Source organism: Chitinophaga sp. (assembly GCF_036569185.1).
Taxonomy (GTDB): domain Bacteria; phylum Bacteroidota; class Bacteroidia; order Chitinophagales; family Chitinophagaceae; genus Chitinophaga.
The window spans coordinates 1-17,294 of record NZ_DATCRD010000075.1 but is presented as its reverse complement, the minus strand read 5'-3'; the positions used below and the strand labels follow the sequence as shown (position 1 = coordinate 17,294).

Sequence of the window (17,294 nt, the reverse complement as noted above, 5' to 3'; positions counted from 1 at the left end):
ACCTGGTTGCCGCCCGCAAAATTAGCCCATCCGGCAGGGCCCTTCCGCTCTACATCCGGGCGTGCCTGTACTTCAGTTATGACAGGATAATCCTTTGCAGTATAAAACTCCTGCTGGATCCAACCCGTGTTCTTTTGGGCGTCAGCATTTCCCGCTGCATCCAGGTCGCGGATAATTACATTACTGTATCCTATTTGCGGCGCCGGGAACAGGCTTTCTCCAAAAGGCTCTTCCAGGTAGAAATAATTGGTAAGCGTGCCTTTTGATTCCTGGCTGTAAGGCACCGGCATCCGCATGGGGTTTTCATCCGGCCCGATAGACGGTTCATAAGATGCCACCCCGCTGCTGATGGTTTGACCGGAGGCATTGGTGGTCCGGTATTCATACAGCTGCCCATATGCTGCCTCGGGAGCCGTGCTACCGCTCATAGCATTCCAGCCATCGAACATGCGTATTCTTCTTACCCGCGGCGGCCCGCCGAGCTTAATACCATCCGCTTTTACCACGCGGGCAAAGCTTTTACCGAGGTTGAATTTATTGGCAAAACCATTGTCCCTCGCACGTTCATTAAAATTCTTTCTTAACTCACTTAAATTCCCGATGGCATTTACCAGGGCTGTTAAGGCCCGCTCTATCCCCGGTTCATCCTGTATCCTGTCTTCAAACCCCGGGTATGCATATTTAGGGTATTCCAGCCTCATCTTCTGCCAGGCAGCCATGATAAATGGATTGGCTGTTACCCCTCCTTCAGAGAGATCCTTAAAAATCACATTGGTGGTGCCATCTGCATTGTTCTTAACCTTTACCACCTCGCCATAGCAGGAAATATTGTCAAAAGAGGTATCGCCTGTTGCGTTAGGGTTATCCGTAACATTCACATTGATCCGCGCATAAAAATCATTTCGCCCATTCAGGTAATCATTTACAAAATTCTGAAGAATAGCGGCATCGTTTGCTCCCCGTAAAGGGCCTGGAGTAGGAATCTTTATACCATGCGCATCTTTCAGGTTACTGGTGGCGTTACCAAGACTATCGGTAATAAAGGCCCTGATATCTACCATCTGCATGGCTTTCCGGTCCTGCACATAGGCGTAATCACCGGATTCGTAATCCACCTCGATCTTCCCACCTGTAGGCAGGGTTATCCTGTTGAGGTTCCACAGGCGCGCATTATTGTTGGCAGTGGTCTGATCCTGTTTAGTATAGGGGAACTCATCATTCCGCATACTACCCGGACCACTACGCGGTGTTTTAAAAACACCCCAACGGTCGGTAGCTAAATAGTCGTACGCCTGGTTGTAATCATAATCAAATTCATAGGAGTGATACTTTCCTTTATTGGAAGAAGCATAAGTGAAATATACCCTTCTCAAGGTATTCTTACCTCCTCCTACCAGGCTATTATTTGCCACGTTAGGGCACAGTTTGTAATCATAATCCAGGTGAACCGTCTTAATAGGCCGGGTTAGGTCACTTTTGGAATATAATCGTATCTCTTCCAGTCTGCGTTGCTTAACGGCATTCTCACGATGGCCATACACATCGCTGACACCAAGTGCATCTGTCCTTTCAGATGTAAGAAAATAAGCAATTTTAGTTTTGGTTTCTATAGAGCTGAGATACCATATTTCCTTTTTACCATAGATCACGCTTCCTTTATCATCCTCGCTATCTGCATTCAATCCCCGGTTATACAGTGCTTTACCGGGTTCCAACGGGGCGCGCCATCCGTAATCGCCTTGTACTTTGGAATAATTAAACTTTACCGCGGTACCAAGATCATCATCAGTTATGCCGTTGTTGGTAACATCCACATAATCCGGGCTTAATATAGCCGTGAGCAGGTAAGAAGATGCATAGGGCGGCTGCTTTTCATGCTTGTAATATTTGTCCCTGCCAAAATTATGCGCTATTTCTCCGTCACTGTCAATATCCAGTCCTATCAGGTTTCTCGAAGTATCTGCTGCATTGCTTTTATGGGTTGGATCCACCGCAAATGTAAATTCATCCTGCTGCAGGTTATACACCGGCAAGCCATATACTGCCCTTTTGCCATCGTTTTCAGTGACTGTAATTTCTGAAATGTGATGCTTTTTCCTGACAGCGTCTGTCCTGTAAAAAGTATTTGTTACTTCAGGCCCGCAAGCCGGGGGTGTAGTTAATGTAGTATCATAAAATTTGTACGACTTATAACTGTTGTTATTAGCAGTAAGCATGGCCTCACCGGCAGTAAGATAGGTTACCGGCGAATTTCTCAGCTGGCGGCCGGTTTTCTTTAATTTACCTATTAGGTATTCGTTCCCATATTTATCGTGCAAGGCATTTTTTGAAGTCCTTTCGTTAATTTTTACCGCTACCATTTTCTCACCCTGCACACTACTCACATACCCTGCATCTTCTGCAGTTTGCTCTCCCATCATTTTAAAATAGGCCTGCTCTTCCATCACGTTTGATGGGTCGGCATGGTCTAGGTTGGTAAGAATCGTATTATCTGTAGTCCATTTCCTGGTAACATTGGTCACATTCTGATCATAAATAGCTACCCCACCATGAAAATATCCTCCGTACCCAAAATCCGCCCCTATAGAAAAATTGCCCGACTGGTCTTCTGCCTTTGGATCAAACACCACCCCGGTATTGCCACGCTGCAGGCGGAACTGCCCGCTGCCAGCCTGATTGGTATAGGAGAACACATCGGGCGTACTCACCGGAACTGCCAGGTTAGGCAAACCTGGAATAACCGGGTTATCTTTCTCGCGCAAAAAATCCATCACGGCACGTGCATCCTTTGTTCCCCTGTCGGCGTACAAATAACCATACTCAGGGGTCATCAGTTTATTGGTAAGCAGGGATTGTTTGCTCATGTATCCTGTAAGCCCGCCTCCGCCAAAAATGGTAAACGCATGTGCTCCTATGGTGATGGAATAGGATTGGTTGGAAGATTTGTAGCCAAAGCCAATCCTGGGGCTAAACGGCGGCGTGTTATAAGAATAGGTAACGCCAACTCCCGGGGCCAGTTCTCCGGGAGCAAAAGTTTTTGACAACGCCAATTCTTTATAACCTTCCCGGGTATTGTAACTGAGATTTGCAGAAACACCTGATAAGCTGGTGCTGCTACCCGTCATATGAGCGTTCATAGATAAGCCTCCGAAAACGCTTACACCGCTGCTGGTATTTGAGTTAACGCCAACATTCAGTCCGCCGGTAAGATATCCGCTGTTCACATCTCCCAAACTCAAACCGGCATTTACACCAAATTCCGCCCCCATACCAGTGTAAGTATCACTAAAAATACCCACGGAAATAGATCCCGAGATTTTCGCCATGTCAGTGCCTTTCAGTTCCAGTCTTACCGTACCTCTTCCACCATATGTAATTTTGTCGGCCGTATAATGCGTAGTCGCAATGCTATCCCCGGCAAAATCGTCCGGCACCCCGCGCAGCTGCCGGTTAACGGCGCCCACGTTGAGGTTCCAGCCAAGTCCTACCCAGCTGGCTTCATCGTCAATACCAACACCGGAGGCGTAATTCAGGTTAACAGGATAGCCGTCAACATCCAGTAAGGGGATGTTGTATTTGAATGCCCCTGAAAACAGGTCTACCATATCGTTTGTGCCATAGGGCGCAAACTGTTTGTGCTCCGGTTGCGCTGGTCCTGATGTGAGGGCCATGGAACGAAGGGGTAACAATATCTCCCCAGTGAGGAGAAACAGGAAAAAAAATGCCAGCGCCTTTTTAATCTTTATATTTTGAATAATCATAACCTGCAGCTTATAGAGTCAGATTTCTGGAGATAATTTTTTTGTAGCGGGAATACTAACCTGGTAGAAGTAAATAACCAGTCTTTATAGATAAATGCGGCGGTTTGCACGCTTCTCAGCGGCCGTCGCTCGAAGATGACCAGGTATTCAATTCCTTTCATATTACCGTTGGCAATCCGCTGGGCCTGCAAAGGAGCCAATGTATCATGATTGAGCACCAGCTGGAAAACGGAATCCAGTCCGTAGCTGGCGCCCTGCGCATCTTTCTTTGCCATGCCGGCGCCATTACCAGGAGAAAGCACATTTACCTTAAAACACATTTCCTCTGCACCTGCGCCTTCATGACGCCCGTTTACACGTTCCCAGCATTCGGGCAAATAAGTGAAAGACACTACGGTACTGCCTACACGCTTTTCCTGGTGCAACCCGCTCGCCGGGTCATCCATAATGGCTTTAAGACCGGTACCGGCTTGTCGACAGGCACAGATCAACAACAGCATCACCCCTGTTATATTCAAGACCTTTCTCATTATTCTGTTTCGCTTTTGTAGAGAAATCTAAGTTGCTTTTCTTCGCCGTCCGGCAGCTTCACCGTTAGCTGGTAATAATATCCATCCACAAATGCCCTGTTCTCTGAAATATCTATTACCACATGATTGTTGCCGTGTTCCAGTTTCACTTCCGGGAGCTTTTTTATTGCTTTCTTAGGATCCGTGATGCCGGTGATATGATACTGCAGGGTGGTTTTCGCATAAATATTCTGCAGGGCAAACATTACCTTACCACGTGCCACATAGAAGTTACCTTTCTCCAGGTCTTTAATGTCGCGGAAGCTCTCAGGGGTAACGGGTTTGGCGCTGTCCTCGCACTTCACTTTGAACGACCACATCTCGGAATTCACCAGGATCATATCTCCCCTGTAAGCCGTTACCTGCCATACATATTCATGCCCTTCTTCCAATGCCCTGGCGGAAGGTGGGAAAAACAGCATAGGCATATTTATGTATTGCTGGTTGATGACGGGGAAATTGTAACGCAGGGCTTCCGCTTTGGCTTGTCCCTGCTTAAGTTCCGTCAGGATCAGCCGGTACTGCATGCCCGGAACAGCGGGTAACAACGGTTGCCAGTAGAGGGAAGGTCTTTTATCGCAGATAGCATCTTCATCAGCAGGACTGGTAAGGATCAGTGGGGAAAAAGGCTGGAGGTAATAATCGAAGCATTGCATGGCCAGCGACTCCCCCGAGTGCCCGTTTTCATCTACCAGCTCAAAACAATATTCATAATCACCTTCTGTGAAAAAGCCCGACTGGCGGACTACCGCAGCAATTTTACCATTACCGAAATTAATACCGGCGCCGGCGATCAACCCGGGAGGCAGGGGATTCACCCCTGGCTTCACTTCAAATGGTTTGGTTTTTATAGTCACTACCTGCCCTTCTTTAGCGGCAGTTACCGTTATCCGCAAACTGGCTACCATCCTTTGCGAGGCGGGACCGGCAATCCTCGCCTGGAAAAGACCATCCATTGTTCTCCCCTGTACTTCCGGCAGGAATACAAACGATACCTGGGCTGCTGCCTGTGTAAACATCAGCAGTAAACATCCTATTATCAAATATGTAAGCCTCTTCATATACTATCTGTTCAATTGGTAATTTAAAGCCAGCTGGGTGCTGATGTTGCCAAAGAGATAATTCTGCGGTGTGTTCATCAATTGCTTCCTGCAATCGGCATACACACTTACCTGCAGCCGCTCCATTAATGATGCGCTAACGGTTTGGCGAATGCCTACCTGCCGCACCACGTCTTTATTGTCGAGGTAATTAATACCGCTGGTACATGACCAGATCTTACCTAACTGGTAACTCCAGCCGGTTTCCGCGGTAAACAGGTTACCATAGAGCGCCTGGTCTTTCACGTCTTTATTATAGAACAGGGAAACCGTAAGCACATGCGAACTGATCACCATACTGTGATTCACATTCAGATTCACCAGCAGGCTTTTCATAGGCAGAATATCCATTTGCTGCAAACCGAAACTAACGTTGTTGTTCTGCGTCAGCGAAAACAGCTTTCCACTCAGTTGCGAGGAAACGCTGATCTGCCGGTTCAGGTATCCTGTTTCAGACAGTCTCTCCCCGGTGCTTTTCATCGTCGATTGTCCCATACGGGCCGAAAGGGAAAAGTTCTTCTTTACTTTTATACGGGTATCCAGCGTGTACTGCCTGTTCCTCCACCCGGAAGCATCTGTTGCAGAAGTGTTCATATCCTGCATATCCGTTCTGAAGCCCACCATAACTTTCCGCTTATTCCAGTACCTTCTTACATTCAGACCATAGCGTACCGTTCCCCGGCTACCGCCAGGCGATCCGGGATTAGTGTAGGCAAGACCTGAATAATTGAAATAAACCCGCTGTGATAACTGTTGGGCTTTCCATTCCCCGCTGTAGTCCATTCCAACGGAAACCGTTTGCCAGAAATCGTTCAGCAGGGTAAAGGCAGCGGTTTTGGAGGAAAGCGCGGCGCTGTTGCCTGTTGCGGCATTATTAAATTCGTTGTTCGACTTTGAGATGTCGGCCGTAATACTTCCGTATTCACCCAGGTCTATCTTCTCAGAAAAAGCGCCTACAAAAATGTTCCGTTTCAGGCTGGAGGCATTGAATTGCCGGTAGTCCTTATTTTTTGTATTGGCATTCATCAATGCTACATGGCTATGCGGCGCATTGATATCTCCTTTACCCATCTGCAGGAACTGCATACTGTATGCGCCGGGATCAAGGGAGGAATTAAACGACTGATCTTTCAGATCTCCTCCCTGCCGGGTAGTTCCAAGTCCCATCATGAGAAAATTACCCTTATTCAGAAACGAGCCCTGTACGCCCGACATAAAGAGGTCCTGTACACCACCCTTGCTGCCGCTGGCTGCGATATTACCGAGGTTCAGGCTCTTTGCCTGGAGTAACAGCCGTTGCAGGAAATTGAGGGGCAACAGTTCCTTTATATTGTTTTTCTGTGTTTCGGGATCATTTACCTGTTGCTGTATACTTCCTGTAGCCTGGTGTTGGGCCGATAAAGTTTGCCTGGCCTGTAATCCCTGCGCTACCGAGGCTTTTAATGTTTCAATCCTGCCCAGGTAATGCCGGGCGGCCATCACAGTTTTCCCATGGGCGGAGATGGAATCCATACCGGAACGCATATCTCCTTTCAGGTCTGCCTCCGTAAGCTGCAGGGTTTTATCATTTAATAACAACTGTTTTATCTGGCTGCTGTCCAGGTAGATCAATTGCTCCGGGGAGGTAAGATGATTAAAGGCAGATGCCTGCAGCGGATCTGCTATCGCCTTCATTTCATCCTGTATGTCAGTGAGCTGTTGCGAGGCAAAAGATTTAACGGCGCTTGTTACATCAATATCGCCCAGGAAATACTTCCTGAGATCATAGGTTTTATCCAGGTACCCGTTCATCCTTTGCATATAGGCCTCTTTGTCAAAGGAAAACTTCTTCAGCTGCTGTCCCATCAGCGCTTTATCAAACGGCGATGTTCCTGCCAGGCTGTTATAAACAATATTCACCGGGATATTGCCTATCACCACCATATCTTCCAGCTGTACCCCCATGCCTGATTTAAGTACGGCCCCGGGTGTGTTATCATAAAAAGCGCTGCCAGACAGTAATTTAAAACGATTGCTATAAGCGCCTGCTTTCATAAAAGCGGTTGCATCCACCTCGTTCCTGAGCGCATAAAATCCCCTGAGCTTACCGGCCACATAGGAAGATATTTTAGCGGAATCGCCAAACATTCCATAGCTGCGGCTTAGCTGTTGTAACTGCCTGGGGCCATACACTGCATTCACATGTTTGTAAAAAAGCTGGCGCGCAGTATCATTTAAATGAGCCCCTAATTTCCCTGGATGGCTTATGCCTGCCGCCTTACTGTTCAGGGAATCGATCAATGCCGTTTGTAAAACCGGATTGGTCCTGAGCAGCGTGTTATATACCTGTTGTGCAACAGCTGCCGCCGGTAGCAGGATGATAAAAAATAAAAGGGGAACAGTTCTTAATGAATTACTCATAGGTATATCAGTTTTCCTGAGAAATGAGTGCGTGTTAAAAATGAGCCGGGCCTGGGCAATCCGTCTGATAACCGTACCGTCGCAACCGGGCATTAACGGCACACAGGTTACCACCGCCTTCCGGCAGACAGTATATAAATTAGTGTTTACATTTTCTTATCATGATCCGGCTACCGCTATAACCCGATGGGCTATACGATATGTTCCGCAGGTATGGGCCTGAAAAGGGAAGCTGATGGTATTCCGGGTAATAAGTTCTTTGTATTGTAAGTCCCTGGCATCTTTTGATATGCTAACGGGTACCTGGGCAAAAGCAGGCATTTCACAGACATTACGAAGGATTAACAGTAAATGTTTCATGGTACAGTATTTGAAAAATCTCGAATAGACGCAATAAGGACAAACAAAATCAGTGGGCTTCCACTTAAACGACTCTAATTTGCCACAAGATACTCACATAGCCGAAGGCTTCAATAACACGTTTGTGTAAAAAAGTTACTTGAAAAGAGTTAACTGCATCATTCATGGTATAAAAGTAGTGAGGGGCAACGTATTGTATGTGCGTAGTTAAAAAAGAGATCAATGGGCTCTTGTCACATTGCGTTTATGTTCGGTTATAGCTTCGTGCATTCTGCTCCCCAGCTCTGTCATAGCCTTCAAAACAGGCATAACCGTCTGACCGATCCCGCTCAGTTCATATTCAACACGTGGCGGCTTCTCATTATAGCTGTGCCGGATAATCAATCCATCTTCCTCTAACTCCTTTAGTTGTTCGGTTAATATCTTACGTGATATATCCGGTATTTGTGCCGCCAGCTTTCCAAACCGAACAGCCCCATTTACCAACCGTCCCAGGATAATGGGTTTCCACTTTCCGCCAATATAGGTCATGGTATGAACAATCGGGCAGGTAGATGTATGTGTTTCGAACTTCTTCATTGGTTACGTGAATGTTACCACTTTTTGGCCTTTAGTTACATAAACGTTACTGCCAATTAGTGTTGTGAGGATAATCACAAGCAACAGTTTTAGTTACTTTATGAAACTAAAGTAAATCTATTTTTTGGTAAACGATCATCACGTAATTAAAAAAACAGCATGGAAACTAAACAAACAACCAATGGGGCGTTACAAGGTAAAATCGCCCTGGTGACAGGAGGAACAAAAGGAATTGGTAAAGCTATTGTTAAAAGACTGGAGCGCGCAGGAGCAACTGTTATTGTCACCGCCCGGAATCAGCCGGATGAACAACCTCCTACTTATACCTTCATTGCAGCAGACTTATCACAGGCTGAAGAGGTGAACAAAGTAGCCAACATCATTAATGAGCAATTCGGGCGCATAGATATACTGATCAATAACATGGGAGCAAACACATATCCAGGTGGAGGATTTAGCACCCTGACCGACGAACACTGGAGCCAGGCCCTGCAGGTGAACCTGCTTTCTTCTGTTCGCCTGGACAGGGCGCTACTCCCCGGAATGCTGGAACAAAAAAGCGGTGTGATCATCCACATATCCTCTACCAGTAGCCAGTTTCCGCTCTGGGAGTCCACCATGGCTTATAGCGCCGCAAAATCAGCATTAAACACCTATAGTAAAGCGTTGGCTACAGAGGTAGCCCATAAAGGCGTGAGAGTGGTAACGGTATCTCCTGGTTTAAATAAAACGGATGCGATGACCGCGTTTTTGGAGGATTATGCAAAGCAGGCAGGTATTACTGTGGAGGAAATGACTGAAAAACTTTTTCAAAGAGTTGGCGGCGTACCGTTGGGAAGAATGGCCGCCCCGGAAGAAACGGCTGAACTGATCTACTTCCTTGTTACCCCCGCTGCCTCTTATATCACCGGCGCAAATCTCGTGATCGATGGAGGAAATTTCCCGGTAGTTAACTAACTAATCCCGGTTCATGACTTCGCCTCTACCAGGCACAAGAAAACGAAAAGGTGTCTCAACAGTAAATTGAGACACCTTTTTTATTCTAAGAAAAAAAAAGCTAAAAAATATCCTACTTCTTCGCCAGCAATTCTTCGATCTTATTATACAACTCCGCTCCTTTCAATCCACGCGCAATCACCCTCCCCTGTTCATCAAGCAGAAAATTATCAGGAATCCCCTGGATACCAAAAAACTTCGCTACCGGTTCATCCCACTTTTTTAAACCTGAAACATGATGCCAGGGCATACCATCCTTGATAATAGCTGCTTTCCAGCGGGCGGCGTTATCATCCAGCGATACACTGATGATGTCAAAGCCTTTCTCATGGAACGCGTTAAATGCTTTCACAACATTAGGATTTTCAGCGCGGCAGGGTGAGCACCAGCTGGCCCAGAAATCGACCAGGGTCACTTTTGCATGCTGCACCACTTCTTTCAGGTGCACTTCCTTACGCGCGGTGTCCAGAGAGGTGAAAGAAGGCATCACTACGCCGGTTATTGTTTTCTTTGCCGTTTCCAGGCGACTGGCAAAATCTTTTCCCAATGGCGTTTGCTTCACAGCGGGCGACAGTTTTTCAAACAACGGCGCTGTTTTCTGGAACTGCATGGTGTTGCCGGCAATCGTATTCAGCGCTTCGAGCGATATAAATGAAGCCGGATGCGCTTTAACAAACCGTATACGTACCGCTTCCATAGAATCCATGCAGGTAAGGTATTCCTTTTCCAGTTCTGCAAATTCGGGCGTTTTACGCTGCTCCGGCGGGGTGGCCATTGCTGTTGTCCTGATAGCTACCAGGCGCTTAATTGTTGGGCCAATATCCGTTTCCAGCGCCTGGTAATCAGCATTCACTTTCCCGGAAGTGATGATGCTGTTACGAAGCGAATCCTTTGCCCGAAGCACTATATTGCCTTCTTCCAGGTAGAAGCGGTAATTATCACGGATCTCTGTTGGCTTAACGGGTTTTTGCAGGGAAATATATGTTAATGCAGGCTGACTGATACTTCCTTTAAACTCAAACCGTCCATCTATCGCTACCGTGGAATCTGTTACCTGTTTATTATCCATAAAATAATGGATAAACACGGAATCTTTTCCTTTCCATTCCTTCACTTCTCCTTTCAGGTGAAAAGCATGTTGCTGGGCCATTGCAAAACCGGGGAATAATATCAGCGCACTTAAAATATTTTTCATGAGATGTTTTTAGTTGTTTATTCGTAACCTTCGTTCTGTGTAAGATTTGGATTCTTTTGCCTGTCGCCCAAAGGAATGGGCAGCAGGATAGCCTCTTTGCGCCACCGCGTTTTACGGACGCTGTATAATGCATCGGCCTGCCCGGTGCGTTTCACATCAAACCAGCGGTGCCCCTGTTCACCAAACAGCTCTGTCATCCTTTCCTTATAGATCATCTGTAACAGTGCTTCTTTCGCAATGCCGGGGTTTAGATCAGCCACCAGGGAAAGACCTGCACGTTTACGTATTACATCCAGGTCGGCAATGGCGTCGGCCAGCCTGTTCTGCTGCGCCCGGGCTTCTGCGCGGATCAGGTACTGCTCTGCGAGGCGGAACATCACTACTGCTTCAGTGGTACCGGTGTTCACTGCTTTATATTTATAATAGGCGGTATCTCCGTTGGAGGCTTTCACCGTCCATGCCGTGAGCCGCTGGTCCCCGGTTTCAAATGCGGCCCTCAGCCAGGCAGTAAAGCGATAACTGGGATTTGTGATACTGCCGGTCATACGGCTGCCTTCCATGGTGTAATTATTGGTACCTGCATTGGCAAACTGGAAGATCGCTTCTTTTGATGTAAGCAGGAATACGTTGTTCAGTGAATCCATCGTATAAGGACCGGCGCCTATTACAGCCGTAGCCTGCATTTCGGCTTCCGCCCAGTTCTTACGGTATAATTGTACCCTGGCCAGTAAAGCGGTGGCTGTCCATTTGTTTGCGCGGATCCGTTTCCCTGCCTCTGTATATGCGGCGCCGGCATTCTCCTGCGCATAAGCCAGGTCGCTGAGTATAAGCTCATATACCTTATCTGTGGGAGTACGTGGCAGCAGGGCGTTCACGCGGTAATCAGAAGTTACCGGCATGGGCACATCTCCAAATGAGTTCACCAGGTAGAAGTAACAATAAGCGCGGAGAAAATGGGCTTCTCCCAACAATTGTTGTTTCACCGGGGCACTTACACCAGGCGCTGCTTTTACATTTTCCAGCAGTACATTCACCTGGTACAGCGTATTATACAACCCCGACCAGATAGTGCTCACACCACTGGAAGCGGCGGTCAGATTATTATCTACGAATGCCTGGTTATCGTCGTTATAGGAAACAGATCTCAGCTCATCGGAGGCGAGCCCCAGGCAGGAAGAGAGCACACCACTGAAAGGGCCGCTGCCCCATACGTTCTGGGTACTGGCATAAATACCACGCATCGAGGAATTCGCTTTTTCATCGTCGGCAAAAGCGGCAGCGGTGCTTATCTGGCTGTTGGGGAGCGCTACGTCTACAAATTTATTGCAGGAAACTCCCAGCATCAACATCGCCAACAAAAGTTTATAGGAAGAATTAATGTTCATGTTATTCGCTGTTAAAATGATTTAGAAACCTACCTGTACACCTGCAGTGATAGTACGCAAAGGCGGCAGCCTGTTCAGCCATGCTGTTTCAGGATCCACCACTTTCATGGGCGTCCAGGTGAGCAGGTTCTGGGCAAGGCCGTATACCCTTAAGCTACTGATCTTCGCCTTCTTCAGCCATGCTGATGGCAGCTCATAGGAAAGGGAGATATTTTTCAGGCGCAGGAAAGATGCATCACCATAACGGAGGTCAGAATAATAGGCTGCGTTCCATCCATACAGGGAGTTAGACGCCCCGCTGTTGGCCGTTACCAGCTTCTGAAAAGCAGCATCATCACCGGGGTGTTTCCAGGTATCCATTGCTGCATAAGGCAGGTTCTGCATACCGCCTGCAGGTATAAACGTAAAACCGGAAGTCATGTACGACATCCAGTTTACACCCATCTGTTTGGTGAACTGTAACAGGAAATCGAGCGTGATGCGTTTAAAACGGATGGTGTTGGTCATACCCCCATAGTACTGCGGATCTGTATCAAACACTGGTTGCAGATCACCGCCTGCTGTACTGGCGCTTACCTGGAAAGTGCCGTTCTTATTAAGATCTTCAACGGTATACAAACCGGTATTGGGATCAATGCCGGCGTATTTGGCAATGTACACCAGGTTCAGCGACCTGCCTATCTGGTAAGAGGAAGCATAGGAAGTTTGATCCAGTCCGTCGAAGCGCAGCAATTTATTATCCGGAACCGTGAGATTGAAATGAGTAATCCATTCAAAGTTTTTAGTGCGGATATTATTGCTGGTAAATGTAAACTCAAATCCTTTATTCTGTACCAGTACGCCGGCAAGATTGGCCGTGATGGTACTGAAGCCGGTTATACCCGGCAGTGGGTACTGTACCAGCGGATCACTGGAGTGGTTCCGGTACCAGGCGGCGGAGAACAGGATCCTGTCTTTCAGAAAACCTGTTTCCAGCGCTACTTCCAGTTTGAGGTTCTTTTCCCAGTGCAGGTCGGGCTTAAATAAGGCGGAAGGAGTAAAAGCTGTCTGATTGCCATACGTGGGATAAAAGATATAGGAGGTATAAGCATCCAGGTATTTATAATCACCGATCTTATCATTGCCGGTAATACCATAACTGGCGCGTAATTTAGCAAAGCTCACTACCGGGAGCGCCTGCATGAATGGCTCGCTGGAAATGAGCCATGCACCGCCTACTGCACCAAAATTGGAGAAGCGGTAATTGGGCCCGAAACGGCTGGAGCCATCTCTCCTGCCGGAAAAGTTCAGGATATATTTATCGTCATAATTATAATTAACACGGCCAAAAAATGCCTGGTATTTATATTCACTTGAAATGCTGGAAGGGCTTATAAATGCATTGGCGGGAATACCCACCATAGATCCCAGGAATTCATCGCTGGTATATCCTTTCACAGTAAAACTATAGCCATTGTTTTGCTGGCTCTGGTAAGTAGCGCCTGCAAGGATATCCAGGCGGTTTTTTCCAAAGGTAGTGGCATATTCCGCCTGTGGTTCCACTATCCAGCTTTTAAAACTGTTGTTACCAAAGGAGGCCCTTCCTGTGAGGTCCTGTGTTTGGGGATTCTGCGCGGTTTTAGGTACCAGGCTCAGTTCATTTACCGTCATGTTGTTATAGCCGATGCTGCTGCGGATGGTAAGTCCTGGTGCTACGAGATAAGACACCAGCGCATCGGCCATCAGGCTTTCCGTGGTAGCCGTATATTTCTGCAGCATATAGGCGAGCGGGTTATCCATGGTAATGCCTTTTTCATTCCACATCAATCCCCCGGCCGAATCATAAAGCGCATAATTGGGTGGCAGGGTAACAGAACCTGCCAGGTCCCTGCTGCTGGTGGTATTTTTACTGGAAGAATAATTTGCGCGAAAGGCGCCGTTGAATTTACGGTCGGCGGAACGGGTGTTCAGGCTTAACTGTCCTGAAGCCCTGGTGTTAGGGAATTTGCCGGGATACACATCCGTTTCCCTGTAATATCCCCCGCCTGCCAGGTATTGCACCAGCTCGGAGCCGCCGGAAACGGAAGCCTGTGCATTGGTAGTAGTAGCAGTACCTCCGATCAGTTGCCTGGTCAGGTTGTTATCGCGGGTGGTATCCCATACCAGCAGGTCGTATGCGTTGGCAATGGTTTTTACTTTGTTATCGTTGGCGAATGCTTCGTTGCGCATGGCCACATAGTCTTTTGTACTGAGGAGGTTGGGCAGCTTAGCGCGGCTACCGCCGGAAGTAACATTGATATTGAAACGGGTGGCGCCTGCCTTACCGCGGCGGGTGGTAATCAGCACCACGCCATTGGCCCCGCGGCTGCCGTAGATAGCAGTGGCGTCTGCATCTTTCAGGATCTCTATACTTTCAATATCCGACATATTGATACTGTTGATAGGGCTCAGGCCCGTGCTGCTGTACGCGGAGATGGCAGATTGCAGCAGGTTGATATTGGCGTTATTCGCTGCCAGCGGAATACCATCGAGTATAAAAAGCGGCTCATTGCTGGCGCTGTTGTATTTGTCGACCTGCGTACGGCCACGGATCTCCACTTTAAAGCCTGCTCCGGGCACGCCGGTGGTTTGGGTAATGATCACACCCGGCGTACGGCCCTGCAGGGCCGCCAGTACGTTGGATACCGGCGCCTGGTTCAGCTCTTTGCCTGTTACTTTGTCGATGTTGCTGGTAGAAATACGTTTGGAAGTAAGACCATATGCCTGCACTACTTTTTCATCGAGCGCGCTTATGGAAGCTTCCAATACAATGCGCATGGAGGAGCCCGAAGGCGGTACTGTTACTTCCCTCGACTGAAACCCGATAAAGGTGATCAGCAATATTTCGCCGGGTTTGGCTTTTATGGAAAACTTACCCGAGGCATCGGTGCTTACATAATCCGAAGTGCCTTTCACCCGGATGTTGGCGCCGGGTAGTGGCGTGCCATCTGAGGCAATAATAACACCCGTAGCAGGGCCCTGATTGGGAGTAGCTTCAGGAATGGTTTCCTTCTCCCGGATAATAATATTCTTATCACGGATGGTGTATACCAGTGAGCGGTCTTTCAACACCCCTGTGAGAAAGGCTTCCAGCGGAATATCTTTCACCGCCACCGATACCAGCGGAGTGGATTTGATCAGTTCCAGGTCGTAGAAAACGAGGTACCCGGTTTGCTGCCGGATCTCTGAAAAAACCTGGTTCAATGGAATGTTATTAGCATTCAGCGTCATTGTTTGCGACTCCACTTTCGCAGATACATGCAAACAGCAAACTAACAGGAGATAAGCGGTGAATCGCATAACCCGGATGATTTTAGCCAGGGAACTGGTTGTGGTTCCGCTGGTTGATTTTTTGGAACTTCCCGAAGGGCCAGGCATGGGATGGCCCTTACAAAGCGCATAAATTTGCATACTTTTGCAATAGTTAATGGTTGATTAATAATGAGTCTTACCCAGACTTTGCTATTTAAAATAACCAGGCTACTAACCGCTCCGGTTGCCCCCGGGGCGGTTTTCGTCTGTATAACCTGTTGTTATTACGGCTGTACTATCAGCCGTTTTCCTTCTTCTATATGTACATTTACTTTCATCATACGCATTACCTCCACGATATCGGAGAGGTGGAGGTTCCTCGACAGCTGCCCTCCAAAGAGGCGGTGAGGCACGGGCCCTTTGTAGATCACCTCCACATCATACCAGCGTGCTACCTGTTGCAGTACCTGCTCCAGGTCCATCTTCTCAAAATCAAAAATGCCATTCTTCCAGGCTATTACCTGCGACACTCCTGCAGAGGTAAGCGATTTCACCACTACAGCTGTCCCGCGGGGATCTGCCTGCGCCTGCTGCCCGGGTTGCAGCAGTATTTTATCACTGCCTCTCCAAACCTGTACTTTCCCACTGGCAAGCGTAGTGCGGATGGAACCTTCCTCCGTATAAGCGTTCACGTTAAAACGGGTTCCCAGTACTTCCACGGAAACACCTGCCGGCAGGTTCACACGGAATGGTTGCCCCGGCGCCGGCGCTACTTCAAAGTAAGCTTCTCCGGTAACGGTTACCAAACGTTCTTTACCGGCAAAAGCGGTAGGATAACGGATAGAGGAAGCAGCATTCAGCCATACTGCCGAATTATCCGGCAGCACTAACCTGAACTGGCCTCCGCGTGGCGTAGTAAGTACATTATAACTCACCTCACTGCCGCCGGCTTTCACCTCATAGCGCAGTTCCCCCGCCTGCTGGCTCACGGCAGTATTCCCCTGTTGTATCACCTGCCGGCCGCTGCTGTCGAGCGCTACCTGTGTGCCATCTGCCAACGTGAGCACCGCTTTGTTGGTACCCGGCGGTACATCTGCTTTCACAGCCAACTGTGATGGCGGCTGCCTTTGATGGTTTATAAAATAAGTGGCGCCTCCCAGCAGGAACAGACCTGTTGCCGCAGCTGCCCACCACCATTTGCGGGCAGGCAATTGTTTTACCTGTGGGGGCGCAGCAGGCAACTGCGCCAGGATATGATGATAAAGCGCATCTGCCTCCGTAGCGGGTAAGGTTGCATCCGTACGGTGCTTTGCTATCAGTTCATCCAGTATTACTTCATCAGGTGATCCCTCCCGTAAGGCGGCCATTAAATCGGCCTGCTCTTCCGGAGAGGCGGTCTGTTCATAAAACCGGTGCAGCAAATATTTCCATCTTGCTCTATGCATATTGGTGGTTTGTAAGATAAAGTGGTCCTATTTCACTACTGACAACCGGGAGAGAAAAGAGGGGTAGTTGAGGAAAAAAAATATTCAGCGGCGGACTTCCAGCAGGCAAATAGCCAGCAAGCCAATGGCATTGCCGTTTTCCTGCAGGTATTGTTTTACCGAGCTGAGTGCAGCCATCATATGTTTTTTGACCGTTTCCCGGGAGATGTTTAACCGGTGAGCGATATCATCGTG

At 48.1% G+C, this 17,294-nt stretch carries 10 protein-coding genes; 1 reads left to right on the top strand and 9 read right to left on the bottom strand.

Translation table 11 applies throughout. The features are described from left to right. The 5 genes from VIM72_RS05690 to VIM72_RS05670 form a co-directional block, all read right to left on the bottom strand. Positions 1 to 3,671, bottom strand: a 3,671-nt coding sequence (locus tag VIM72_RS05690; protein WP_332001903.1) for a hypothetical protein, incomplete at its 3' end; no start/stop codon positions are given. Between the two features lie 86 nt (positions 3,672 to 3,757). After that, positions 3,758 to 4,291: a hypothetical protein gene (locus VIM72_RS05685; RefSeq protein WP_332001902.1), complete on the bottom strand. Its 534-nt coding sequence runs from the start codon at positions 4,289 to 4,291 to the stop codon at positions 3,758 to 3,760. Then, positions 4,291 to 5,391, bottom strand: coding sequence for a hypothetical protein (locus VIM72_RS05680; RefSeq protein WP_332001901.1), 1,101 nt, complete (start codon positions 5,389 to 5,391; stop codon positions 4,291 to 4,293). The genes VIM72_RS05685 and VIM72_RS05680 overlap by 1 nt, the downstream gene beginning before the upstream one ends. A gap of 3 nt (positions 5,392 to 5,394) precedes the next feature. Then, on the bottom strand, positions 5,395 to 7,830 hold the full coding sequence (locus tag VIM72_RS05675; protein WP_332001900.1) for a hypothetical protein: 2,436 nt from the start codon (positions 7,828 to 7,830) through the stop codon (positions 5,395 to 5,397). Between the two features lie 579 nt (positions 7,831 to 8,409). After that, positions 8,410 to 8,769: a helix-turn-helix domain-containing protein gene (locus VIM72_RS05670; RefSeq protein ID WP_332001899.1), complete on the bottom strand. Its 360-nt coding sequence runs from the start codon at positions 8,767 to 8,769 to the stop codon at positions 8,410 to 8,412. Between the two features lie 159 nt (positions 8,770 to 8,928). Here VIM72_RS05670 and VIM72_RS05665 point away from each other — a divergent pair, with 159 nt between their 5' ends. Further along, the gene (locus tag VIM72_RS05665) at positions 8,929 to 9,726 is read left to right on the top strand and encodes an SDR family oxidoreductase (protein ID WP_332001898.1); all 798 of its coding nucleotides are present in this window, start codon (positions 8,929 to 8,931) and stop codon (positions 9,724 to 9,726) included. 112 nt (positions 9,727 to 9,838) lie between these two features. Here the strand turns inward: VIM72_RS05665 and VIM72_RS05660 are convergent, their stop codons facing one another. The 4 genes from VIM72_RS05660 to VIM72_RS05645 form a co-directional block, all read right to left on the bottom strand. Then, positions 9,839 to 10,960: a TlpA disulfide reductase family protein gene (locus VIM72_RS05660; RefSeq protein ID WP_332001897.1), complete on the bottom strand. Its 1,122-nt coding sequence runs from the start codon at positions 10,958 to 10,960 to the stop codon at positions 9,839 to 9,841. Between the two features lie 17 nt (positions 10,961 to 10,977). Next, the gene (locus tag VIM72_RS05655) at positions 10,978 to 12,345 is read right to left on the bottom strand and encodes a RagB/SusD family nutrient uptake outer membrane protein (RefSeq protein WP_332001896.1); all 1,368 of its coding nucleotides are present in this window, start codon (positions 12,343 to 12,345) and stop codon (positions 10,978 to 10,980) included. Between the two features lie 21 nt (positions 12,346 to 12,366). Beyond that, on the bottom strand, positions 12,367 to 15,663 hold the full coding sequence (locus VIM72_RS05650; protein ID WP_332001895.1) for a SusC/RagA family TonB-linked outer membrane protein: 3,297 nt from the start codon (positions 15,661 to 15,663) through the stop codon (positions 12,367 to 12,369). Positions 15,664 to 15,899: 236 nt separating this feature from the next. Continuing rightward, positions 15,900 to 17,060, bottom strand: coding sequence for a FecR family protein (locus VIM72_RS05645; protein ID WP_332001894.1), 1,161 nt, complete (start codon positions 17,058 to 17,060; stop codon positions 15,900 to 15,902). Positions 17,061 to 17,294 lie beyond the last annotated feature (234 nt).